This window comes from Dysgonomonas gadei ATCC BAA-286 (assembly GCF_000213555.1).
In the GTDB taxonomy this organism is placed as follows: domain Bacteria; phylum Bacteroidota; class Bacteroidia; order Bacteroidales; family Dysgonomonadaceae; genus Dysgonomonas; species Dysgonomonas gadei.
The window spans coordinates 231547-258538 of sequence record NZ_GL891981.1 but is presented as its reverse complement, the minus strand read 5'-3'; the positions used below and the strand labels follow the sequence as shown (position 1 = coordinate 258538).

The following is a 26992-nucleotide window of genomic DNA, read 5'->3' as shown; positions in this document are numbered from 1 at the left end:
TGTTATTTGCTAATTGTTAATTATAAGCTGTCAGGTTTGTTTTGACCGATATCTTCATTCCGTTTCTAAGAGTTGCTACACCATCAGATACTATTTTATCCCCATCTGTCAGTCCACCGGTTACTGCATAGTCCTGCCCGTTGGGCATTGTTTGAACAGATATTATCTGTTGGCTTACAGAGTCACCTTGAAGTCTGAAAACCAACACTTTATCCTGCTGGGAAAATGTCGCCTTCTGAGGTATAACAAAAACATCCTCCAAAACTTTAGGTATAATTATTTTACCACTGGTCCCGCTTCTCAATTTGCCTGACTGGTTAGGAAATTCCGCGCGGAAGTTTGCAGAGCCTGTTGTTATATCTACAGTTCCAGTTATAGTTTCTATACGTCCTTTTGCTTCATATTCCGATCCATCAGACAGAACGAGTGTGACCGGAGGCATATTCTTTATCTTTTCAGATTGAGTAGAACCTTCTACACCATCCAGAAAATCCATCAATTTACGCTCATTCAAAGAAAAATATGCGTAAACATTTCCCGTATTAGCTATTGTTGTTAACGTATTCGAGCTGTTTACCAGACTGCCTGTGCGGTATGGAATCGAACCCACTACCCCATTTACCGGGCTGGTTACTGTTGTCCAGCTTATTGTTGCCTGTGCATTCTTTAGTGTTGCTTCTGCTTGTTGCAGAGTAGCCAAAGCCGTTTCATAAGCATTTTCGTAAGTCAATAACTGTACTTCACTCACAATTCCTTTTTCGGCCAAAGGGCGGTAGCGGTCTACATCCACTTTTGCTGTATTAACCCGTGCCTTCTCACTATTTACAGAGGCTTTGGCAGAAGTTAAGGACTGTTCGGACGCAGGAGAATTGATCTTAAACAACGCCTGACCGGCCTTTACCACTGAGCCTTCATCTACATATATAGCTTCTATATAACCATCCACACGAGGCTTTACTTCTATATCTTCCTGTCCCTTGATCGTTGCAGGATATACAGATTGCATGTTTGCCACCTGCCTGTTCAAAGCTATTACAGGGTATTCCTGAAGAGCTGTTTCCTGATTTGCTTGATTACTGTTGCCGCATGAGGCAAATGCTAACAGAGCTATTGTTCCACTAAAAATCATTTTCGCTTTCATCATCATTTAATTATTTAGTTTGTTTAATTCATTAGAAAGTACTAAGAGTTGGCTGGTAAGATTCTTTTCGTCAATATTGCGGTATATATTATTACAGCATAAAGACATCTTTGTCGACGCCATCGTATACAGCGCTTCTCCCACATCTGTGAATTCAATATATATTACGCGGGTATTTTTTGTCCCCCGCATACGGGTAATTATATTATTCTTCGCCAGATTACGGAGTATAGTAGAAATAGTCATGGGATCAATTCCTGTCTCTTCGGAGAGATCTATTTGTATAATTTCTTTCTTATAATTTCCCAGATAGTAAATTGCAGATAACACTTCATATTGAGGTCCGGTAAGGCCGAATTCATCCAATATCTGTTTCTTGGTTCTCATCCATAATTTAAAGACATGTCCAATTAGTGAATCGACATTCACACCCCTCATATTCATTATTTTAACTTTATCCATTACATTATAAATTGAGATTGTAAGTACACTTATATTTGATTGCAAAATTCGAAAAGGGTTGGAACATCCCAAAAATTATTCAACCAACCACAAAACTATCTGTATCAATATTTTGAAAACATTCAACGACCGGGTTTTATAGATAAAAATCTTAGAAAAAGTCTGTTTATTGAAGATTTCAGTGGTTTGGCTGATAATATCGCCGGGTTGGTTGAATATATTTGCTTTTATATTCGTATTATTATTACATTTAATAAGTTTTTCCAATACTACATATATGAATAAAATATTAAGCTATATACGCTCATCCGCCAAAGCTCGGTCGATTCTTATCTGGTCGGTTATCTATACGGTCGGATTTATACAGAATCTTTGGATAAGTGTTGAATGGTCGCTAAAAGTAGGTACGTTAAACTTTATCTGTATGGTGGCAATATATTATACAACTCACAATATCTTAATTCCCAGATTACTCATAAAAGAAAGGAAAATCCTCTATTTCATCTTTTCGATTATATTGATTGTATTATTTGCCAATATCTGCGCTCGATTTGAATTATATATGCTGAAAGAGTTAGCTATAGAAACAGATCAAGAGTTTAAATTTGTTTTTTCTATTTCAAGGTTTACGACTATTTTTATACTGATATATGCCATTGCCAACATAATTTTCTTTTCCCGGAAAAGTGCTGAAGACGCCCGGTTAAAAGAGAAGCTCTTATCCGAAAAGAAAATGCTGGAGGCACGGGTACTGAAATCCCAGATTAATTCGCATTTTATATTTAATGCGTTGAATAACATATACTCAATGACCTACTTCAAAGATGAATATACATCAGGATATGTGTTGAAACTGGCTCAGATGATGCGTTATGTAATGGAAGATTGTGAAACGGAGCTAACACCTCTATCGAAAGACATTGAGTATATACATAACTTTATTGATTTCCAAAAGCTCAGGTTCGAGAACGATAAGGATATAACTTTTGTATACAAGAACGAAGAAGATACAAATATTTGTGTACCTCCAATGATTTTCCAACCCTTGGTGGAGAACTGCTTCAAACATACGCCTCTAGAAGTTGATAAAAATAGTTTTATTCATATCCTGTTGAAGGTGGAAAAGAAACAAATATACTTCGTTGCCGAAAACAGTCAGCCATTGATCAAAAATAAGCCTCTGGCTAATGGGGGAGGGATAGGGATTGAGAATGTAAAAAGGCGTCTTGATCTTTATTTCGAAAATAGATATTCCCTGGAAATATTCAACAATCTGGATTCGTTTAAAATTGAGTTGTCTATAGATTTTGAATCTTCACCAAATGCAAGTTATGACGGAAACGCTTAAAGTACTCATTGTAGACGATGAATATCATGCCCGCAAGTTATTGTCGGAATATGTTTCAAAATTACCTTTTCTCGAACTGACCGGAACCGGGGCTAATGTATTTGAAGCAATGGATATCTTACGGAAAGAAAAAGTTGACATTTTGTTATCCGATATACAGATGCCGGAAATTACAGGGCTCGAATTTGCACGCAGCCTCAAAAATCCACCTTTTGTGATATTTACAACTGCATATTCGGAATATGCAGTGGAAAGCTACGAACTGGATGTAATCGATTATCTCCTGAAACCGATAGCTTTTCCCCGTTTTTTACAAGCAATAAATAAAGTCGTTGAAAGAAAGGAAATCAATACGTCAAATAGTCCTTTGCTAAGTCAAGCCCGACCTCAGGTACAACCCGAAAAACCGGAAGAAGATAATATTGTAGTAAAAAGCGGATATAAAATCTACAAAATAAATTATCCGGATTTAATATACATAGAAGGGCAAAGAGAGTACGTCACATTCCATACCACCAGACAGAAAATAACCTCTCTGGCTTCTTTAAAAGATCTGGAAAAAAAATTACCATCCAACTTGTTTGTCCGGATACATAAATCTTACATTATATCAGTAAAGCATATAGAGCTGATAGATAAGAATATTCTTCATATAGCCGGTAAAAAATTACCTATTGGCAATAGCTATAAAGAAAGTCTGATGAAACTCTTTTAACTGCATTAATCGTTATGGTTTTTACTATTAGTTTCGTATGAAAGAGTCTCTTGAAATAAAGATATAGAATGACAGTAATATTGAAATTTTGTTTCGTATAAATTATAATTAAAACGCAATAAATATTCCCTCAATTAAATAGCTTTATTGAGACTGAAAATAAGAATATAGTCCAGTTTTTCATAAAGTAAAAAACGTTAAGAAACATCCGTTATATGAATAATTAACGTTACATTCGTGTAGCCTTAAATAATCTTATAGACTCATACAAAGACCAAACAATAATAGAGAAATAAACGTTGTTATAAAAAACATCATCTTAAAAGTGCTATGGAGATATCGGAACTGTATAAAATTTATAAACAATACCCGGAAGTTTCAACAGATACACGCAACAGCCCAAAAGATTCTATTTTCTTTGCACTGAAAGGCGCCAATTTTAATGGAAATGAGTATGCCGAAAAAGCAATAGATTCGGGATGTAGTTATGCTATTGTAGATGAGTCGAAATATGCTACACGCCCCAATATTATATTGGTAGAAGATTGCCTGGATACATTGCAAAAACTGGCAAACCACCACCGTAAACAACTAAAGACTCCGGTGATAGGTATAACAGGAACAAACGGCAAAACAACTACCAAGGAATTAATCACCTCTGTCTTGTCTCAGGAATATAACGTTCTTGCCACTCAGGGTAACCTCAACAATCATATTGGAGTACCATTGACACTGCTTCGTATAAAAAAAGAGCATGAAATAGCTATTATAGAGATGGGAGCCAGCCATGTAGGAGAGATAAAAGTACTTTCTGAAATGGCGATGCCTAATTACGGAGTCATTACCAATATTGGCCATGCCCACATAGAAGGCTTCGGTTCATATGAAAATGTGATCAAAGCCAAAGGCGAATTATACGAATATATCAGGAGTACAAGAGACGGAAAAATCTTTATCGATTATGACAATTCCCTGCTACGGGAAATGTCGGAAGGTATTACATCCATATATTACGGATTGGAAGAAGACTTGTTTATATCCGGAAAGGTATTATCTATAAGGCCATTTCTCGAATTTGAATGGAAATTTGGCACCAGACGCAATAAGGTTAAGACTAATCTTATAGGAGAATACAATTTATCTAACGCATTAGCAGCTATTACTATAGGTAAATATCTGGGTGTAAAAGCCTCTTTAATATGCAAAGCAATTGAAGAATATCAGCCTACAAACAACCGCTCACAGCTAAAAGAAACAGATAGGAATATGCTCATCATAGATGCATATAACGCAAATCCGACAAGTATGCATGCAGCCCTTGAAAACTTTGATCATATGGACGTAAATCACAAAGTACTGATCTTGGGTGATATGAAGGAGTTAGGCCCGGACACGGATCTGGAACATCAGAAAGTAGCCGACTATGTATCCCATCACAATTTTGACAGGGTTATATTCGTAGGAGATAATTTTAGTCGTATTATAACCGATTATCCGCGTTTCAAGGATCTGGACAGTTTAAAGTATTATCTGAAAGAGAACCCTATCGCAGATAGCTATATTTTGCTTAAGGGCTCACGGGGTGTGCAGCTGGAAAGGTGTATAGACGTTCTCTAAATTGTAAATATACGTTTCGAAAAAACACTATAAAAAACAGGATAGTCCTATGGACTATCCTGTTTTTTTTAAATAAATGCTATTGCTTTTATTATTTTGTTGCTTCAATAGATTTCTTGCGGAATTCTTTCAAAGCTTTCTCGATTTCAAGAGATACTTTTCTTGCTCTCTGTCCAGCAGCTTTGTTTCCACTCTCAACCTGTGCAGCTGCATCTTTAGCAAAGTCTGCGAAATCCTTGTGTAATTTTTCTACTAAATTTTTCATTTTACTTCTTTTTTTTAAATTCGTACAAAGATAATTTCTTTAACTAAACAAACAAAAATGCCGGATAGTTTATTTAAACACGCATTAATAGTAAAGTTTTAGCGTTTTTTCTTCCTTTAGATAAAGACTTAAGATATATACTTTATTCAACTTACTTATAAACACGCACATAATCTACAATCATCAGACGGAAGAAGATGATATCATCTATACCTCCAAGTCAGCATCGGTAAACGCCGACAGCAATATTTAATATAAAAAAACAGGGTTACCTTACTAATTTATGATAACCCTATTTCTCAAAAGATTAAATTTACCAATGAATAATTATTTTTATAAGTTAGCGTATTTTGCAGATGTGGAAATGTAGAGTAAACAAATATAGAGCCTTTGCCGAAACTTCATTTACATGATGGTTTCATTTACTTTTCCACCTGTAACATTTATCGTAAAAGAATAATAAATAAGGATTATTCTATATCTCAACAGAATTTATTCCTCATTCTGTGACGGCGGAGAAAGATGTGCAGACAGATACTCTTTTGGAGACATTCCATAGAATTCCCTGAATGAATTAGAGAAATGAGACAGATTAGAAAACCCTATTGCATAGGCTACTTCCGAAATAGTAAGTTTCTTACCTGAGAGCAATGTTGCCGCCTGTCGCAAGCGGATACCTTTTATAAAATCGCGGGCCGACTGGTTTGTCAGTTCTTTCAGTTTGCGATGCATATGTACACGGCTCATTCCTACATTCATAGCCAACATTTCCACATTCAGTTCGGGATTGGGAAGATTTTCGTTTATAATCTTCATGATACGTTGCATAAGTATCTCATCCGAAGACTTCAGTTCTATCTTTTGTATTTTATCCTCGGGCTGCTGTTGTCCGCTAAACTTATTCTTCAGCCGCTCCCTGTTTTCAATCAGATTGGCTATGGTACTCTTCAATAGGTCTGTATTGAAAGGCTTGGAAACGTAAGCATCCGCGCCTATATCCAGACCTTCTATTTTATTTTCGGGAGTCGATTTTGCAGTGAGCAGAATGATCGGTATATGATTTATATTTATATTTTGTTTCACCTTACGTGAAAGTGTTATACCATCCATTTCAGGCATCATCACATCACTGATTATCAGATCGGGTTTTTCCGTCAATATCAGATCGAGAGCCTCTTTTCCATTCTCACTTACAGTAACCCGATATTCAGACGACAGTTCATCCTTGATATACTCACGGATTTCATCTTCATCTTCAACCACAAGAATCCTGTATTTCGTCCGGGGTTTTATTTTTTTATCGCCACCTTCAACATCTATTTTATTCAGCAGTTCATTCGAGACATAGGTCGGAGAAATTCTTTCGGCCGCAACTTTATATTCTTCTCCATCTTCCAGTTCCCTGGCTACCAGATGATCGCTACCCAAAGGTAGCCGTATTATAAAACGAGTACCCGGCATGTCCGGTCTGTTTTCGGCGAAGATGGTTCCATGATGTAACTCCACTAAGGATTTAGAGAGATGCAAGCCTATACCTGTTCCGAAATTAGAATTAGTAAAATCATTGCTTATCTGATAGAAACGTTCAAAAATCTGCTCTATTTTACCCTTATCGATGCCTATACCATTATCCGTTACTGAAATTTCAAAATATCTCCTCAATGCTCCCTTTACATTTTCATCTTGGCCTGTAGATAGATCAATAGTTATATTACCATTATCCGGTGTATATTTAAAAGCATTTGATATTATATTCAGTAAGACTTTATCGAAGTTGTTCAAATCGATCCACACATTCAGCTTATCCACCTCATGCCTGAAATTGAAACTGATATTCTTTCTTTGAGCTGAATACTCAAATGTCATCATCAGGTCGTCTATAAATCCTATAATATCAGTTTCTCTAAAATGCAACTGCATTTGTCCCTTATCCAGTTTACGAACATCCATCAGTTGGTTTATAAGACGAAGAATCCGCAGGCCGTTCCGGTATATCATCACATAAGTCTTTTGCAACTTCTGATCTTTATTTTCCGATAACAACTTTTCCAATGGATTTATAATTAAAGTCATCGGAGTGCGTATTTCATGCGAAATATTAATGAAAAACTGTAGTTTGGCTTCATTTATCTGTTCCAGATGCTGCCGCCTCATTTCCTCCTGACGGTGACGGATACGGGTATAGATATAATTTGCAATAAACAAAATCAACAAGACACTCAACACTGCATAGGCGGCATATGCCCATGGAGACTGATACCACGGAGGTGTAATTATTATTCTTATTGTTTTTACATCCGAATAATTATCATGGTCTTTCGCCCTTAATTTGAAAGTATATGTCCCCGGATTCAGGTTTGTATAGGTAACACGTCCCATACCGGGATAGGAATTAAGCCAGTCCTGACTGATTTCTTCAATCATATATTGATATACAATGCGCTCAGGGTTCGAAAATTCCAGTGCCGAAAATTCTATACTGAATGTATTGTCTGTGTAAGCCAAAGTAAACTGATCTGCATCCATAACCGATGTAGATACAATCTCGTTGCCGCCCGATTTATCTCCCATTTTTATTGCCCGGTTGAATAGAAAGAAATCCGTAATCAACACTTTTAACTCTTTCTTGGCCTCGGTTATATCCTTTGGATAAAAACTGGTGACCCCATAAATACCACCAAAATATATTTTACCGGATGTATCCTCAAACTTTGCTCCACGAGTGAATTCATTACCCTGTAAGCCGTCACCTGTATAATAATTGATGAAGCGGTTTTCGCTGGCAATAAACTTGCTAATACCAAAATAGGTACTTATCCAGATATTACGTTCACTATCTTCCCGTATACCACATATAACATTGTTGGGTAATCCGTCTCTGGTCGAATAGCTTTTGACCGATTGCTCTTTCTTATTAAAGATATTCAATCCGTCGGACGTCCCTATCCAGATATTACCGTCCTTATCTTCAAAGAGGGTATATGCCACTGTATGTGGCAATATTGTATTCTGACTGAGATAATTCAAAAAGGTGTTCTTTTTCGGATTATAGCAACTTACTCCTTTATAATGTGCGATCCAAATCAGCCCTTCACTGTCGAACAGGATATCGTTTATCCAGTCATTACTCAGTTCATCTATAGAAAAGTCATCATTCTCACTTTTCCGCGATTCATAATGAGTCATTTTCCCACTTGCCAGATTCAACCTGAAAAAGCCGGAACCATAGGTACCTATCAACAGGTTCTTCTCGCTGTCTTCGGCGATACAGTATATCTTTTCATTTAGCAATTCCGGAATATATTCACAGTTTCCCGTCTTCCGGTTGAGTTTTGCCAGTCCTTTAGTATATGAGCCCACCCACATATTATTATTGGAATCCTCAAAAATGCTCAGTATGATATTTGAAATGGATGACGGTGAAGAAGTCTGCATAAAGTGAGCAATCCTTTCTCCTTTATTATTAATTCCGTATATTCCTTCATTATCTGTACCTACCCATGTGATGCCTTCCCTGTCTTTATAGATAGACATTACCGAACTGGAACCGATAGGGTTATTCTTTAATGATTTGAATCCGTAATAATCAAACTTCTTCTCCGTACCGGGAATAAATATTATCCCTTTCTGAAAAATACCAAGCCAAAAGTTATTATCCCTGTCCTGAAGAATCGAATGAACTTTCCCTTTCGAAAAATCGAATGGAGCAGAACTGATTTTATAATCTTCAACAATATTCCTCTCCCTGTTGTATAGCTTCAATCCCTGCCCGTCTGTGCCTATATACAATATATTTTCTTTGGTCAGCAGCAAGTCTTTAATCAGTAACTGTGCATTATTGTCGGAACCTATTGCTTCAAATGTCTTTGTCTGCTCATTATACTTATTCAGCCCTCCTGTTAATGTGCCTACAAATATATTACCTTGTTTGTCTTCTGTTATGGATGAAATATTATTGCTACTTATATTAGCAGGGGCAGTAAACGTTTTTATCTGACCTGTAACAGGATTGTAGAGATTCAGCCCGTTATTTTCAGAACCTATCCAAAGATTCCCTTTCGAATCTTCAAAAATCGAGTTCAGATAATTACTAACCAGCAGGTTTGTCAGTTGCAGATTCGCGCGAAATTCTCTTTCTCCTTTCTTGATGAGAAATATCCCTTGACCCGAAGTTGCCACCCAAACATCTCCATTCCGGGTTTCTATCATGCGGGTGATATGAGGCGAAACCAGGTTTCCTTCTTTGTACATTTTTATTTCCCTGAATGAATTCGTCGCCCAGTCATATTTCATCAGGCCATTGATACATCCTACCCAGAAATTACCGGGGCTATCTTCGAATATGGTTCGTACATAATTATTTTTCAGGGAGGTTGAATCTTCGGATGAATGCTTGTAGATATTGAACTTCATTCCGTCGAATTTATTCAATCCGTTTTCGGTCGCAATCCACACAAATCCTTTCTTATCCTGATATACCTGATTAATAAGACTGTTTGATAAGTCTTCGTCAGGGGAATAGAATCTACCTATTTGTGAAAATATATAGGAATTTGCGACAAGGAAAAAAATACATATCAGAACAAATACTTTTATCCTCGTGTTCTTTGTTGTCATGGCTATCCAGATATTAGAAGCAGTATAGATGCAAATATAAAAAAATAATAAGGAATATGTACTTTTCAAAAGCGAATGTAACGTAGAGAAAAGTATATGTTATAGTTAAAAAGCGGATGTTACACAGACGAAATTATATGATACACTTATTCTGCATAAAAAAAATAGATCTTTATAAGTTTGTACTACATAAAATCTAAGCGGATTGACTAATACAGCGCCATACCTTAAATTCTAAATTATTTATATCTATGAAAACTTAGAACTTCCAGAATCGAAAAGAAAATAACCTATTAATAATAGTAAATAATGAATCTTAATCATGAGAAATGCAAGAATTTTTAAGTCTTTGAGACTTTTATTTTTATTTTTTCTTATCCCGACTTTAGCTTTTTCTCAAAACATTTCTGTAAATGGAGTAGTGAAAGATATTGCGGGAGAACCCATTATCGGGGTCAGTGTAGTAGAATCGGGTACCACTAATGGTACTATGACCGATACTGATGGTAAATTTTCCATTTCAGTATCCCCTCAATGTAAACTTACTTTTTCGTTTATCGGATTTGTAATGCAGACGATAAACGTTTCTGGCAGGAATCGTATAGATGTAATACTCGAAGAGGACAACAAGATGCTCGAAGAAGTAGTGGTAATAGGATATGGTACTCAACGAAAAGAAGCTGTGACAGGTTCGGTGGCTTCCATGCAGGGGAATGTAATCCGTCAAATACAGACAGGAAACGTTACTTCTGCCCTTGCAGGACGTGTGGCAGGCGTACAATTGTCGCAGGCAAATTCCAAGCCCGGCGCCGATATGCAAATCCGCATTCGCGGTACTCGCTCGCTTACCGGAGACAACGCACCGCTGGTGGTACTGGACGGAATACCCTTTGGCGGAACGATCGGGGACATTAACCCGAACGACATCAAAAGCATCGACATCCTCAAGGACGCTTCGGCTACTGCTATTTATGGTTCGCGCGGAGCGGGCGGTGTGGTCATCGTTACCACCTATAAAGGAAATATAGGAACCAAACCCAAAGTAACCTATGATGCATATTATGGTGTGAAAACGCTTTATCACCGGTATCCAATGATGAACGGAGATGAACTGTACCAGCTGCGCAAAGATGCAGGAATCTACAAAGACACAGAAGGTAACCCGACAATGGGAACCGATGAAGTACTGGGAACAAATACTGACTGGCAGGATCTGATGTTCAAAAATGGTATAACCACAAATCACTATGTAAGCATTTCGGGAGGAAACGATTCCGGCAGCTACAATGTAGGTACCGGTTATTACAAAGATCAATCCTTGGTTCCGGGACAAGACTACAGCCGTATCAGCCTGCGCGCCACCATCGACCAGAATATTGGCAAATACCTGCGTTTCGGGCTGACTACCAACAACAACTATAACATTACCAACGGACAGAATCTCGGATTGTATAATACGCTGGCTACTTCGCCTTTGATTAATCCGTATAATGCAGATGGCAGTTTGAAGCCTACAATACATTCTTTTATGGATGATTATTGGACTTATACGCGTAATACAGTTGAGAATTTGGGCGATTCGTATGCGGACAATCAACGCGGATTCGGTTCCTATAACTCGCTGTACGGAGAAGTGAAGATTCCGGGAGTAGAAGGTTTGAGCTATCGACTTACTTTGGGTCTGGATTATCGCAGCAACCAAAGGGGACAATATAGAGGGGCAAATGTCTTCAGTGCTACAGCAGCGGCATCTAGCGCTTCTTTGGACAAAAATCAATACTACAAATGGGCTATCGAGCATCTGATTACTTACGAAAAAATGTTTGGAAAGCATCACCTGACATTGAACGGCTTATATGCATCCGAACAAAGCCATTACGACCGCTCATTAGTAAGCGCAACCGATCTTCCGTCCGACCAGTTCCAATATTGGAATATAGGGCGTGCTCCATCCGACAAAATTGTATATAATCCCGACAACCAAGACTTTTGGGAACGCGGATTGCAATCGTATATGGCCCGCGTAATGTACGACTACGATTCACGCTATATGTTGCTAGCCTCTATGCGCTGGGACGGCTCGTCCGTATTGGCGGCCGGACACAAATGGATCAGCTACCCGGCCTTCTCCGCTGGTTGGAACATCGCGAAAGAAAGCTTTATGGAAAGTACCTCCGGTTACTTGGATAACCTTAAACTGCGTATCGGTTGGGGGATAACTTCCAACCAATCAATCAACCCCTACACAACACTCGGAAGCCTGGGTACCCGTCCATACAACTTCGGTGACGACAAAACCACCGGTTTCTACGTAGCCACAACTCCTAACCCCGAGTTAGACTGGGAATATACAAGAACATGGAACTTTGGTTTAGATTTCAGCTTTCTGCAAAACCGCCTGTCGGGAACAATCGAATATTACGATGCCAGGACCGACGATATTCTTCAGAGTGTAAATCTACCTTCTACAGCCGGCGTAGGCAGTTATTTGGCCAATATCGGAAAGATGAGCAACAAGGGCGTTGAAATAAGCCTGAACGGTGTCATTTTCGACAACAAGGACGGATGGTCGTGGGAAGCCGGCGTCAACTTCTATACCAACCGAAACAAAATCACTGAACTCGCCTCCGGACAGAAGGAAGATCCTTCAAACTGTTGGTTTGAAGGATATCCGGTGAATTCTATTTTCGATTATAAAAAAATCGGATTGTGGCAAGAAGGCGATCCTTATCTGGATATTTTAGAAAATAATAGTGGGTCCGTAGGTATGATAAAAGTGGAATATACCGGCGACTACAATGCAGACGGAACACCGGCTAGAGCTATTAGCTCTGCCGATCGTCAGGTAATCAGCGCCGATCCCGACTGGCAGGGCGGGTTCACAACACGGGTCGCTTACAAAAACTGGGATTTGAATATCATTGGTACCTATCAGCACGGCGGTATTCTGGTGAGTACGCTTCACGCTACCAACGGTTATCTGAATATGCTGTCAGGACGCCGAGGAAACGTAAAAGTAGATTACTGGACACCGGAAAATACCGGAGCCAAATATCCGAAACCGGGTGTAGCCATGAGTGGAGACAATCAGAGATACGCCAGCACGCTGGGATATTTTGATGCTTCCTACTTTAAGGTAGGCCAAATTACGCTAGGCTACAATTTTGACCCGAACGCCAACTGGTTTAAAAAGGTCGGACTCAGCAGCGCCCGCTTGTACTTTACGTTGCAGAACGCATTTGTACTGTTCTCTCCGTATAACAAAGAAACAGGCTTGGACCCGGTGACCAATTCTTATGGAAACGAAAATGCGGCAGTAACCGGAAGTCTCCCTTACAGGGCAAACACGATGCTCACGGTAGGAACAAACACGCCGCAAACCCGTAACTTATTGTTTGGTTTGAATGTATCTTTCTAATTATTTAATATCAAATCTTAAGATATGAAAAATATAAATTTCAAAAACATTTTGGGGACTGTTGTCTTAGCTTTATTGACTGTTTCCTGTTCCAATAGTATTTTGGATGAAACACCACGTACCGACTATACCCCCGATTTCTTCAAAACCGAAGAGGGTATACAGGGCGGGCTGACTTCACTGTATGCGCATACACGCTATTTTTACGGGCAATATTATTATATGGTATGTGAATCCGGTACAGATGAATATACATTTGCGCAAAATTCCAATGGCAACAGTATAGATCCCGATCTGACTATCGGTTCTTCATCAAACCTGAATGCTTCTACCAGTCGCGGGGACGCGCTTTGGAATGCAGTATATTCCAATATCAATACCGCCAGTGGCATAATCGAAAACGCCGCGGCTGCGGGCAAATCGGAATCTCTGATTTCGGAAGCACGCTTCTGGCGGGCATTCGACTACTTTATGCTGGTGCAAACCTTTGGTGGAGTACCATTGGATTTGGGTTCGGGTGTATTGAAATTCAATACTACTCCATCGCGGACATCGGTACGCAACACTGTACCTGAAGTATATACACAAGCCGTTTTTCCCGATCTGAAAACAGCGATTGAAAATCTGCCCGATGCCGGCCGCGTGACCGGAGGCGTGACCAAAACAGCAGCTCGCCTGTATTTGGCGAAAGCTTATCTGACTTACGGCTGGTGGCTGCAAAACCCCGGCAATATCCCGACTTATCCTGATAGTCAGCGTACCGACCCGGACGGACACGATGCCGCTTGGTACTTCCAGCAAGCCTATAATATCGCGCTCGACGGAATCAGTAATCCCGGTCCTTTCAGGTTACAACCTACATTCTACGATGTAAATCTGGCTCAAAACGACCGCAATAATGAAATTGTATTGTACAGCGACCACATTCAGGATGAATATTACAATGGATCAAGTTTATCGTATGCTACCGGTGGTGCACCGGATAATTTCGCAGGGTGGTTTACTACCTGCAATTATACCTTGGTAAGGAGCTCTGGCATAACTTCTGTCGACCGTGAAGCAATCCAGTGGGGAGGCCGTCCTTGGACCGCTTTAGCCCCGCCTTACAAAGTATTTACCAACACCTTTGCCGATAAAACCAACGACAGCCGATATGATGGAACTTTCGTGACTGTATACCCGTGCAACGTGGACAAAGTACCGGGTAGGCAAAATCCGGTCATCAACGCTAACGGTATGCCGGTAAAGAGCGGCGAACCAATTTTCACATTTCTGGATGAGGAAAACCCGAATGTGGTGTATCCAAGCGGTGCTGGAAGCAGCAGCATAGGAGGCGGTACATTACCGGGCCGGGCCGACTGGGTTATTAACCCAAGTGGTATTAGCCGTATTTTTTATCCAGGCCTTTGGAAGCTGGGTCCTTACCGTACCGATAACGCCGGAGGTTTGGGACAACCGAATGGTGGAAGCACTCGTCCGTGGAACATTGCCAAATTCTCTGAACTATATCTGATCGCAGCCGAAGCCGCCGTGAAGGGAGCGACCGGTTCAATGAGTGCGCGCGACCTGGTAAATGTACTGCGTGTACGCGCCGGAAAATGGAGATACAGCAACAACGGACAATGGAGCATGGGTGGAGACGGAACAAAAATAGCAGACAACAGTGCGGCCATGACGGCGGCGACTCCTGCCAATATCGACATCGATTATATTCTAGCCGAACGCAGCCGCGAATACTACGGTGAAGGCTACCGCTGGTACGACTTGGTACGCACGCAAAAATGGACTGAATACGCCTCTTCATACACCATTTGTGGCTCGGCTGTAGGTGATCACACACAAGTGGAATACAAACGCAACATTCAACCATTCCATTATCTGCGTCCGATTCCGCAGGGACAACTCGATGCCATGACCATGAGTGATGCCGAAAAAGCGGCTTACCAGAATCCGGGATATAATAAATAGAGTCGCGGGTAAACTGAAACTGTGATAAATAAGGGGCTGTGAATAAAGCAGCCCCATTTTTAAGCGAACCATGAAAAAACTCGATCTAAGCATTCTCTTTTTATTTTTTGTATTGCTCGTCAATGCCCAGTCTGCAAAGAATCCGCTTATCTTTGCCGATGTTCCCGATATGTCGATGGTACGTGTCGGCGACACTTACTATATGAGCAGCACAACGATGCACATGGTACCGGGTGTTCCGATAATGAAATCGAGTAATTTGATTGATTGGGAAATAGTAAATTACGCTTATGATACCTTAGCCAATATCGACGCGATGAATCTTACCAACGGCAAAAACGCTTACGGGCGCGGTTCATGGGCAAGTTGCATCCGTTATCACAACGGGAAATTTTACATTACCACTTTTTCACAGACTACCAACAAAACTTATATTTATATCACTGACGATATTGAAAACGGCCCGTGGGAAACACGGACGTTTACACCTTCCCTGCACGATCACACGCTTTGGTTTGACGATGATGGTAAGGTTTATATGATTTACGGAAATGGAAAATTATCCATTACTGAACTCGAACCCGATTTTTCGGGAATAAAGCCCGGCACAAACCGTGTTTTGATCGAAAATGCGAGCGCGCCGGCAGGCAACGATATCGCTTTGGGAGCAGAAGGTTCGCAACTTTTCAGGCACGGTGGAAAATACTATCTTTTCAATATAACATGGCCTCGCGACGGGATGCGGACGGAAGTTGTTCACCGGGCAGACAGCCTGAATGGAAAATGGGAGGGCCGCCTGGCTCTTCAAAATTCAGGGATAGCGCAGGGCGGTATTATCGAAACGCCTGGTGGGAAATGGTTTGCTTACCTTTTCCGTGATTACGGAGCCGTAGGGCGAATCCCCTATCTTCTTCCGATGAATTGGGAAGACGGATTCCCCAAAATCAGCATTGGCAATAAGGACTCTGAAAAGTCCGGCTTATCCGGTAATAAAGGATTAATACCCGGGATTGTGAATTCGGACGAATTTGACAGGAAAGAAGGCGACCGGGCCTTACCACTTGTATGGCAGTGGAATCACAACCCGGACAATACATTGTGGAAAGTGGAAAACGGTTATTTGCGCCTGACGACAGGACGCCTCGACAATAATCTCGAATTAGCACGAAACACACTGACACAGCGCACCATTGGCCCCGTTTGTTCGGGAACGATCAAAATGGATGTTTCAGGAATGCAAGACGGTGACTTTGCCGGTTTGTGCCTTTTGCAAAGCCATTACGGGCAAATAGGAATAAAGGTGAGCGGTAGCCGGAAATCTATATATATGAACAATACCTCGTCGGGCAAACCGGTAGAGCAGGAAGAAATCCCCTTCGGGGAAAAAATAGTTTACTTTAAAGTAGATTGTGATTTCAGGGAGAAAACCGATTTGGCATACTTTTATTACAGTCTTGACGGGGAGAAGTGGTTCTCGGCAGGAAAACCTTTGAAGATGAGTTACACATTGGACCATTTTATGGGCTATCGTTTCGGATTATACAATTACGCAACAAAAAATACCGGAGGATATGCAGATTTTGATTATTTCAGGATCAGTAGGGAAATCACCGTAAACCGGACAAAAGAAGCGAATGGCACTCGACATTTGGTAAAATATGACAAATAGTGTATGATAAGACAAGATGCATTAATAAACGATAAATATCTGTAATCACTTACAATACAAAAGATAATGAGAAAAAAATTCGTATTCGTTTTAATTTTAATTTGTTCTGTTTCCTTTGCCTTCGGGCAAAACAGGGAGAAGATCGACATTAATGAAGGTTGGCGTTTCTTTCGTTATGAAAACAATCCCGACAGCTTGATTTATGATGAGCGCCCGGCTGTTTTTGACAAAAACGATGTTAAGGATGCCGATACTCGCGCCACTTTGCAAAATCATGGAAACGCTTCGAATAAATCATTGAAAATGTATATCTTGCCAACAGCAAACGAATTTATAAAAGACAAAAATAAACATTATGAGCGTCCCGACGGTAATCCGGGCAAAGATTTCCCATTCGTTAAAAACGATTTTAATGATAGTGACTGGCAATATATTGATTTGCCACACGATTGGGCAATTGACAAACCTTTTTACACCGAAGAAAATGCTATTGTCGGAGGTGGAATGGGAAGATTACCGGTTCAGGGTGTCGCTTGGTATCGGCGGAAAATTGATATTCCGAAAAGTGATTCAGGCAAGGAGATTTACCTTGACATTGACGGAGCAATGTCTTACGCGATGGTTTGGCTCAATGGAAATCTGGTTGGAGGCTGGCCTTACGGTTACAATTCTTTTCGCCTTAATCTCACACCTTTTGTGAATTTTGAGGGAGATAATCAGTTAGCCATCCGGCTGGATAATCCTACAAATTCTTCACGATGGTATCCGGGTGCAGGCATCTATCGCAATGTTTGGCTCGTGAAGACAAGCCCTGTTCATGTAGCACATTGGGGAACATTCATCAAGGCCGAAAATATTTCGGAGAAATCCGCGACAATAACTATTTCCATTGATATAGACAATAACTCAACAAAAAATCAAGACGTCGAAATTCTGACCGATATTTATCGGTTGGACAATGACTTGAAAATATCAGGAAATAAAGTTGCAACTTTTCCGAAGCAAAATATCGTCATAGAGGCAAGAGAAAAATCGAAAATCAGAAATACCGTAAATATCAAGAACCCTTTACTCTGGGGGGTATATCCACAACAGGAGCAAAATATGTATCTGGCTATAAACCGATTATTCATAAACAATAAATTAATTGATACATACGAGACAAGATTCGGCATCCGGGATATTAAGTTCGATGCCGAAAAAGGGCTTTTGATAAATGGTGAAAAAATTCGCATCCAAGGTGTAAATCAGCACCACGATTTGGGTGCTTTAGGCGCAGCGTTCAATCTTCGGGCAGCTGAACGACAGTTGGAAATGTTACGCGAATTAGGATGCAATGCTATTCGTTTGGCCCATAATCCTCCTGCGCCCGAATTGCTTGAACTAACAGATAGAATGGGTTTTTTGGTAATTGATGAAATTTTCGATTGTTGGGAAAAAGGTAAAAACCCACTCGACTTCCACCTTATTTTCCCCGACTGGTATGAAGCGGACATCCGCGCTTTTATTCGCAGAGATAAAAATCACCCTTCCATTATTGCATGGAGTTTTGGCAATGAGGTGGGAGAACAGTACACAGACGAACCGGGTGCGGCTGTCGCATGGAAATTAGCGGCTCTTGTAAAAGACGAAGATAGTACACGACCAACAACCGCTTCGATGAATTTTGCCAAACCTGATATGCCTTTCCCGCAAACGATGGATATTATTTCACTTAACTATCAAGGCGAAGGGATACGAGATGCGGCGGCATATTCTCATCTGAAGGGGATAAGAACACCACCGCTTTATCCTGCTTTTCATCAGAAATTTCCCGACAAAATGATTGTCAGTAGTGAAACAGCCTCGGCACTCAGTTCGCGCGGTACATATTTTTTCCCGGTATTCGCAGGAAATAGCGCACCTGTAAGCGAAGGTTCGGGTGGGAATGACGCACTGAGGCAAGTAAGTGCTTATGAACTTTATACCTCTCCTTTTGGTTCATCAGCCGACAAGGTTTTTGCTATGCAAGACAATCATCCGTTTGTAGCAGGCGAGTTTGTCTGGACAGGTTGGGACCATTTAGGTGAACCAACACCTTATTATTCCTCACGTAGCTCCTATTGCGGAATAATTGATTTGGCAGGTTTTAAAAAAGATAGATTTTATCTCTATCAATCGCGTTGGCGTCCCGAGTTACCGACAGTTCACATTTTACCGCATTGGAATTGGGAAAGCAGGACAGGGCAGATAACGCCTGTTCATATTTTCACCTCGGGCGACGAAGCCGAGCTTTTTCTGAACGGAAAATCGCTGGGAAAGAAGAAAAAAGATAAGTTTGAATACCGATTGCGTTGGGATAGTGTTGTTTATGAGCCTGGCATATTGAAAGCTGTCGCTTACAAAGACGGTAAGCAATGGGCTATTCATGAAGTGAAAACCACAGGTATACCTGTAAAAATAGCGCTTTCTGCAGACAGAAATGTAATTGATGCCGATGGTAAAGATATTTCGTTTGTTACGGTAAGAATTTTAGACAGCGACGGAAATCTTGTTCCAAACGCTGACAATAAAATATGGTTTGAAATTTCGGGAACCGGAGAAATTGTTGCTACCGACAATGGAAATCCTGCTGATATGATTTCATTTGCGTCAAAAGAGCGCAGCGCTTTTGGGGGGCTTGCACTGGTAATTATGCGAGGAAAGAAAGGAAAAAAAGGTGAGATGAAATTAACAGCAAGGAGCGAAAGGCTTGATAGTGGTTCTGTAATTATAAGCAGTCGGTAGGCCGGAAAAGAAAACATGAAGCAGCTCCTTCAGAGCCAGGAAACCGATATAAATAAAAGCAGCATGTTCGTCCCGATGCTTGACAATTTTAGCGCCCTTCATGTAGAACTGTATAATTATAAGTAATGTAATTTATATATGAGAACAAAAGACTTGTACACCTGTTTGGCAATGTTAATACTGACTATAGCCTTTTCCCGCACCGGAAATAGCCAGACAGCAGATTTTCACTATTTTCAATACAAGGGACAGGATGCCTGTTTCGCACAGGCTATAAACGACCGGAACCAGTATTTCAATCCGGTTCTCAGCGGTTTTTATCCCGATCCGAGTATCTGTCGCAAGGGTTCGGATTACTATCTGGTAACCTCAACGTTTTCATACTATCCGGGTATCCCGATATTTCACAGTACCGACCTGGTAAACTGGGTGCAGATCGGCAATGTGCTGAATCGTCCTTCGCAGTTGCAACTTAAAGCCGGAATCCGGCTCAGTGGAGGAATCTATGCTCCTACAATCCGCTACAACAAATACAATGATACTTTTTATCTCATTACTACCTGTACTGACGGAATCGGCAATTTTATCGTGAAAACCAAGAACCCGAAAGAAAATAACTGGAGTGAACCGGTTCCCCTGCATTTTGGCGGTATCGATCCCGATATTTTTTTCGATGAAGACGGAAAGGCGTATATCGTACATAACGATGAACCGGACGGAAAACCCGAATGGGACGGGCACAGGTCTATTTGGCTGCGGCAGTTTAGTGTTGAGGGCGACTCTATTTTCGGAGAGAAGAAAATGATTGTAGACGGAGGTACGGATAAAGCCAAACATCCGGTATGGATAGAAGCGCCGCATTTATACAAGATCAACGGTTATTATTATCTCCTATGTGCCGAAGGAGGTACCAGTGTTCAGCATTCAGAGGTCGTTTTCCGCTCCGAAAACATTTTTGGCCCTTATATCCCCTGGAAAAACAATCCGGTTCTCACCCAACGCAACCTACCGGAGAACCGGAAAAATCCGGTAACTTCCGCCGGGCACGCCGACCTTATACAAACAGCAGAAGGCGACTGGTACGCTGTTTTTCTCGCCTGCCGCCCATACGAAGGCAATTATTACAATACAGGTAGAGAAACATTTATGCTGCCTGTGACATGGGTTGACGGATATCCGGTGATTTTGAAAGCTAACGAGGAAATTCCTTACATTGTAAACAAGGCGAATCTCCGGCCGAATACAGAAAGTTATAAAGGTAATTTTACATGGAAAGACGATTTCGATGACGAAAAACTCGGTGACCGCTATTTGATGCTGCGTACTCCGCCTGAAGATAAATGGTGGAAAACCGCTAACGGAATGCTTACACTCAGTTCTACCGGAAGCACGATCTATGAACCGAATCAACCGGCTTTTACAGGTATCCGCCAACAGCATTTAACTTTTTCGGCACAGATAAAAATGGATTATTTACCGGATAATGAAGGGGATATTGCAGGCCTGGTTTGTTATCAGCAGGAGAAACATAATTTTGTTTTCGGAAAAACCACTGACGGGAACGGCAAGTATTATCTTGTATTGAAACGTGCTGAAGGGGATGTGAAAACCATAGCGAAAACTGAAACTCCAGACGGTACAGCAAGAAAAGCGGTAACCCTGAAGGTAGAAGGCAAAAAAGATAAATATTCGTTCCTCTATTCATTTGATGATGGAGAAAGCTGGAAAACGATAGCAGAAGATGTTGACGCAAAAAATCTCAGTACACAGTCGGCAGGCGGATTTACAGGTACAATAATCGGTTGTTATGTTTATAATGACACTACTCCTGTCGATGACAGAAAATTGCCGGCAAAGGATATTGTGAACCCTTTCGGTGTGGAAAGATTTGTGTTTTCCTCTGCCGGGCAAGAATATCTTTCTCTGGTCGAAAGCGGCAAGCCTGTCCAGGTAATTTCCGATATTAACGACTATGCGGGTGTGATCCGTGCGGTCGGCGACCTGAAAGATGACTTCAGGAAAGTTTCCGGGAATCTCCCTTCTGTTTCCGGCAAAACGGCGATTATTATCGGAACGGCAGGAAAATCGGCCATCATCGACAAGTTGGCCAGAGACGGCAAGATAGATAAGAACGAACTGGCAGGAAAAAATGAAAAGTATGTGATACAAACTATCGATAATCCGACCGGAGATATACAAAAAGCATTGATTATTGCCGGAAGTGATAAGCGGGGAACAATCTACGGTATTTATGAACTTTCAGCACAAATCGGCGTATCGCCCTGGTATTGGTGGGCGGACGTCCCTGTCGAACACCAGACAAATTTGTATATAAAGCCGGGAAAATATACCGACGGCGAACCGGCTGTAAAATACCGGGGTATTTTCATCAATGACGAAGCGCCCGCATTTCAGAGTTGGTGTATCGAGAAATTCGGAGGTGTCAACTCGAAGATGTATAAACACATGTTCGAATTAATTTTACGTCTTAAAGGGAACTTTCTCTGGCCGGCTATGTGGGGAAATGCGTTTTTCGATGATGACCCTCTCAACGGACAATTGGCGGACGAATATGGCATCGTGATAAATACATCGCACCACGAGCCGATGGGGCGCGCTCACTCTGAGTGGAAACGTTATGGCGAAGGCGCTTGGAACTATAGTAAGAACCCGAAGGCCCTGCAGAACTTCTGGAAAGGAGGAATGGAACGGATGAAGAACTACGAAACGGTAGTAACAGTAGGTATGCGTGGCGATGGAGATGAACCTATGAGCGAGGAGAGCGATATCGCATTACTGCAAAAAATCGTAAAAGACCAGCGCAAGATAATATCAGAAGTTACAGGTAAAAAGGCAGAGGAGACCCCTCAGGTATGGGCTTTGTATAAAGAGGTTCAGGATTATTATGACAAGGGCATGCGTGTGCCTGACGACATTACATTGCTGCTTTGCGACGACAATTGGGGCAATGTCCGCAAACTTCCCGACCTTAATGCAAAACCACGTAAAGGAGGATACGGAATGTATTACCATTTCGACTATGTAGGAGGCCCGCGTAATTACAAATGGATAAATGTCAGTCAGGTACAACGCATTTGGGAACAGATGAACCTCACATACCAATACGGAGTGGATAAAATATGGGTGGTGAATGTCGGCGACCTGAAACCGATGGAGTATCCCATCTCTTTTTTCCTCGATATGGCCTGGAATCCCGATAGATTTAATGCGGATAACCTGCTGCTTCATACCGAAGAATGGTGCGCCCGGCAATTCGGGGAAAAATATGCAAAAGAGTCTGCCCGTCTGATAAATCTTTATACGAAATATAACCGCAGGGTTACACCCGAACTGCTGAATGAGAATACATACAGTCTCGAAAATTACAACGAATTCGAAACGGTCGTAAGCGATTATCGTAATCTGGTAGTGGATGCCATGCGCCTATATTATCTGATGCCAAATGAATATAAGGATGCCTTCGACCAGTTGGTTTTGTTCCCGGTAAACGCTTGCTCCAATCTGTACGAAATGTACTATGCGGTGGCCAGGAACAGACACTATGCTGCTAAAATGGATATACAGGCAAACTATTGGGCGGATAAAGCAAAAGAGTGTTTCGCAAGGGATTCCATACTCACAATGCATTATAATAATGACATAGCCGGAGGAAAATGGTCGCATATGATGGACCAGATACGTATCGGTTATACCAGTTGGCAGCAACCTGAAAAGAGAGTGATGCCCAAAGTAGAATACATTATGCAAACAATGATACATAAAGAAAAGATATTCGCCGAAGCGGACGGCTATGTATCGATCGAAGCCGAAAACCACACAACAGCCAACAACGGGGCTAAAGTGTCATGGGTTATTATTCCCGATTTAGGAAAAACCGTATCGGGTGTAACAACTACGCCTGTTACCGAAAACCCCGGTAAAGACGTTTATTTGGAATATAAAGCCGATCTGAAAACAAAAGGAAAAGCCAGATTGATAGTCCTTACATCCCCGACATTGAATTTCAATGCCAATAAAGGATTACGCTATGCAGTCTCCTTAAATGGCGGGGAGGAACAAATAGTAAATATAAACGGACATTATAAAGGCGAACTGGGACAATGGCAGGCCGAACAGATCATAGAAACTTCTACCATCCATAATATTGATAAAGAAGGTATTCACACGATCCGTATCCGTCCTCTTGAACCGGGTATCGTTTTTCAAAAAATAATGCTGGATACGGGATGTCTGAAACCGAGCTATTTAGGCGCGCCACAAAGCGATTTAAAATAAAGATATTACAAAAATGAGATCTATTAATACATCATTATACAGGACAATATTCCTATTTATATTAGCAGTATCGGTATCAGCCGTCCAATCCGCAATAAAACTGCCGCGCCTGATAAGCGACGGGATGATTTTGCAGCGGGATACTCCCCTGCAACTGTGGGGATGGGCCTCTCCGAAAGAATCTGTCACTATAAAATTCATGGATAAAACATACCGGACAAAAGCCGATAAAAAAGGTGACTGGAGAATTGTATTACCTGCACAAACTGCCGGAGGACCATACACAATAAATATCAATGAAATCACAATAAAAGATGTTCTGATAGGTGATGTATGGCTCTGTTCGGGTCAATCGAATATGGAACTGCCAATACGCCGCACCCTCGATTTGTATGCAGATGAAGTAAAGCAGGTAAATAACCCGATGATACGGCTATTCAGAGTGCCGATGTATTATAATTTCAGCGGAAAAGAGACAGACTATCAGGGAGGGAACTGGAAATTTGCCACACAGGAGAATATCCTCGATTTTTCGGCTGTTGCCTACTTTTTTGCAAAAGAACTTTATGATAAATATAAAATACCTGTTGGAATTATCAATACTGCAATCGGCGGATCACCTGCCGAGGCCTGGATCAGTGCCAATACATTAAAAAACTATCCTGCCCTTGAAGCCGAAGCAAAAAAATGTGCAGCACCGGGCTTTATTGAAGAAACAAAAAAAGAGGAACAACAGGCAAGTAATGAATGGTACTCGGCAATGATAAAGACAGACAAAGGTATTGGAAAATGGCACAAAAAGAATATCGATACATCGGGATGGAACGACTTTTATCTGCCGGGATTATGGAAGGATAAAGGCATGGATGTGAAAAACGCAGTTATTTGGCTTCGGAAAGAGTTTGAGGTGGTAAAAGAGGATGAAGGAAAACCAGCTACCCTGCGACTGGGATATATCATCGATTCCGATTCCGCCTTTGTAAACGGAACATTTGTGGGAACAACAGGTTATCAGTATCCGCCCCGTATATACCAGATCCCGGGAGGAACATTAATTGCCGGTAAAAACACTGTTGCAATAAGAATAGTAACAAATGAATGGGGAGGTATAAAAGAAGACAAACCCTATAAAGTAATCATAGGTAATAAGCAGACAGATCTTACCGGAGAGTGGAAATACCTGATCGGTACTCAATTGCTGCCTTCCCCGCCAAATACATTTTTCCAGTACAAACCGATGGGATTGTATAACGGGATGATTGCGCCCGCAACAAATTATAAAGTAAAAGGGATATTGTGGTATCAGGGAGAATCCAATACAGGCAGGACAAAGGAATACAAAACTTTATTCCCTGACCTTATCAATGATTGGAGAGAACAAAGGGCTGAGCCGCAGTTACCTTTTATATATGCACAACTTCCCGAACTGAACAAACCTTGGAAGCAACCTGCCGAAAGTGGAATGGCCGAACTCAGGGAAGCTCAGCGTCAGGCTCTGCTCTTACCTTATACAGGCATGGCTGTAACACTAGGCTGCGGAGAATGGAACGATATCCATCCTTTAAACAAAAAAGATGTTGCCCGCCGGCTGGCACTGGAAGCAATGCGGGTAGCCTATGGTGAGAACATTGTCAGTACAGGACCTCAGTTAAAAAATATGCAGAGCGAAAGAAATACGATCATCCTCACATTCGATTCTGTAGGTGAAGGCTTGTATTCCAACAGCATAATCAATGGCTTTACTATTGCCGGAGCAGATAAAAAGTATGTATGGGCGGAAGCCGCTATTTTAAATAAGAATCAGGTAAAAGTATGGAGCAATCAGATACAAAATCCCGTATCGGTAAGATATGCATGGGCGGATAATCCCGAAGGAGCGAACCTCAGAAATAAAGAAGGGTTACCGGCATCTCCGTTTACAGCAGCACAACCAGATATTATTTCCCATACAGGGGGATTTAATAGAGATTTAAAGAAAGTGACGGCAGTTCCTGACACCATTATTACAGATAATAAAGCCGGAATACACGATGCGTTCGATTACGAACTCTGGTACGACAGAGGCGATGTAGGTATGATACTGAAAGAAGACGGTGCATTCGAATGCTACTGGAACAATATCAACAATGTCCTGTTCCGCACAGGCAAGAAGTTCGATTGCACAAAAACGCAGGGAAAATTTGACTGTACGAAGACTCACGATGAAACCGGCGATATTTCCCTCAACTACGGTTGCGATTATCAGCCGATCGGCAATTCATACCTATGCGTTTACGGTTGGTCGGTCGATCCGCTTGTGGAGTTTTATATTGTCGAAGCCTGGGGCAACTGGCGTCCGCCCGGATCACTATCTAAAGGGACAGTTGAAATAGACGGCGGCACGTATGACATCTATGAAACTACGCGTGTAGAACAACCCTCAATCAATGGCGACACTACTTTCCAGCAATACTGGAGTGTTCGCGCCGATAAGAAGACCGAAGGCATCATTTCCGTCAGCGAACATTTCAGGGCTTGGGAAAAACTGGGTATGAAACTGGGGAAAATGTATGAGGTTGCACTATGTGTCGAAGGCTATCAGAGCAGCGGTACAGCCAATGTGTACAGGCATACACTGACCGTTGGCGACACCACGATAGGTACCGGCCCGGAAAATAATGAAAAACTATCCGTATCGCCGCCGGATACGGCCAGGGATTTCGCAGAATAA

13 protein-coding genes and 1 pseudogene are annotated in these 26992 nt (G+C 41.3%); 10 read left to right on the top strand and 4 right to left on the bottom strand.

The genetic code is table 11. The features are described from left to right. Nucleotides 1–16: 16 nt before the first annotated feature. Entirely contained in the window at nt 17–1144 is a 1128-nt protein-coding gene (locus HMPREF9455_RS07695) for an efflux RND transporter periplasmic adaptor subunit (RefSeq protein WP_245532169.1), read from the bottom strand. Nucleotides 1145–1147: 3 nt separating this feature from the next. After that, complete coding sequence (locus tag HMPREF9455_RS07690; protein WP_006799076.1) at nt 1148–1603, bottom strand: MarR family winged helix-turn-helix transcriptional regulator; 456 nt, start codon at nt 1601–1603, stop codon at nt 1148–1150. A 277-nt stretch (nt 1604–1880) separates the two neighbouring features. Between HMPREF9455_RS07690 and HMPREF9455_RS20645 the strand changes: the two genes are divergently transcribed. From HMPREF9455_RS20645 to HMPREF9455_RS07670, 3 genes are all read left to right on the top strand, one after another. Then, a complete protein-coding gene (locus HMPREF9455_RS20645) occupies nt 1881–2951 on the top strand; it encodes a sensor histidine kinase (RefSeq protein WP_006799075.1) in 1071 nt (356 codons plus the stop codon). Next, nucleotides 2935–3666, top strand: coding sequence for a LytR/AlgR family response regulator transcription factor (locus HMPREF9455_RS07675; protein WP_006799074.1), 732 nt, complete (start codon nt 2935–2937; stop codon nt 3664–3666). Before HMPREF9455_RS20645 ends, HMPREF9455_RS07675 begins: the two co-directional genes overlap by 17 nt. A 330-nt stretch (nt 3667–3996) precedes the next feature. Continuing rightward, complete coding sequence (locus HMPREF9455_RS07670) at nt 3997–5283, top strand: UDP-N-acetylmuramoyl-tripeptide--D-alanyl-D-alanine ligase (protein WP_006799073.1); 1287 nt, start codon at nt 3997–3999, stop codon at nt 5281–5283. A 91-nt stretch (nt 5284–5374) separates the two neighbouring features. Here the strand turns inward: HMPREF9455_RS07670 and HMPREF9455_RS07665 are convergent, their stop codons facing one another. Further along, complete coding sequence (locus tag HMPREF9455_RS07665) at nt 5375–5548, bottom strand: histone H1 (RefSeq protein WP_006799072.1); 174 nt, start codon at nt 5546–5548, stop codon at nt 5375–5377. 492 nt (nt 5549–6040) lie between these two features. Next, on the bottom strand, nt 6041–10165 hold the full coding sequence (locus HMPREF9455_RS07660; protein ID WP_006799071.1) for a hybrid sensor histidine kinase/response regulator transcription factor: 4125 nt from the start codon (nt 10163–10165) through the stop codon (nt 6041–6043). Between the two features lie 322 nt (nt 10166–10487). On the opposite strand from HMPREF9455_RS07660, the gene HMPREF9455_RS07655 reads away from it, so the two are divergent. The 7 genes and pseudogenes from HMPREF9455_RS07655 to HMPREF9455_RS07630 all read left to right on the top strand — a co-directional run bounded on the left by HMPREF9455_RS07655 (nt 10488) and on the right by HMPREF9455_RS07630 (nt 26992). Next, a complete protein-coding gene (locus HMPREF9455_RS07655; protein ID WP_006799070.1) occupies nt 10488–13583 on the top strand; it encodes a SusC/RagA family TonB-linked outer membrane protein in 3096 nt (1031 codons plus the stop codon). 24 nt (nt 13584–13607) lie between these two features. Continuing rightward, entirely contained in the window at nt 13608–15551 is a 1944-nt protein-coding gene (locus HMPREF9455_RS07650; RefSeq protein WP_006799069.1) for a RagB/SusD family nutrient uptake outer membrane protein, read from the top strand. 70 nt (nt 15552–15621) lie between these two features. Beyond that, entirely contained in the window at nt 15622–17220 is a 1599-nt protein-coding gene (locus HMPREF9455_RS07645; protein ID WP_006799068.1) for a glycoside hydrolase family 43 protein, read from the top strand. Between the two features lie 66 nt (nt 17221–17286). Beyond that, nucleotides 17287–19986, top strand: coding sequence for a beta-galactosidase GalB (galB, locus tag HMPREF9455_RS07640; RefSeq protein ID WP_006799067.1), 2700 nt, complete (start codon nt 17287–17289; stop codon nt 19984–19986). Nucleotides 19987–20124: 138 nt separating this feature from the next. After that, nucleotides 20125–21795: pseudogene (locus HMPREF9455_RS21935) on the top strand (glycoside hydrolase family 43 protein); the annotation flags it as partial. A gap of 51 nt (nt 21796–21846) precedes the next feature. Then, nucleotides 21847–24282 carry a glycosyl hydrolase 115 family protein gene (locus HMPREF9455_RS21930; protein ID WP_052303072.1) on the top strand — a complete coding sequence of 812 codons (2436 nt, stop codon included), beginning with the start codon at nt 21847–21849 and terminating at the stop codon, nt 24280–24282. 13 nt (nt 24283–24295) lie between these two features. Then, nucleotides 24296–26992: a glycoside hydrolase family 11 protein gene (locus tag HMPREF9455_RS07630; protein ID WP_006799064.1), complete on the top strand. Its 2697-nt coding sequence runs from the start codon at nt 24296–24298 to the stop codon at nt 26990–26992.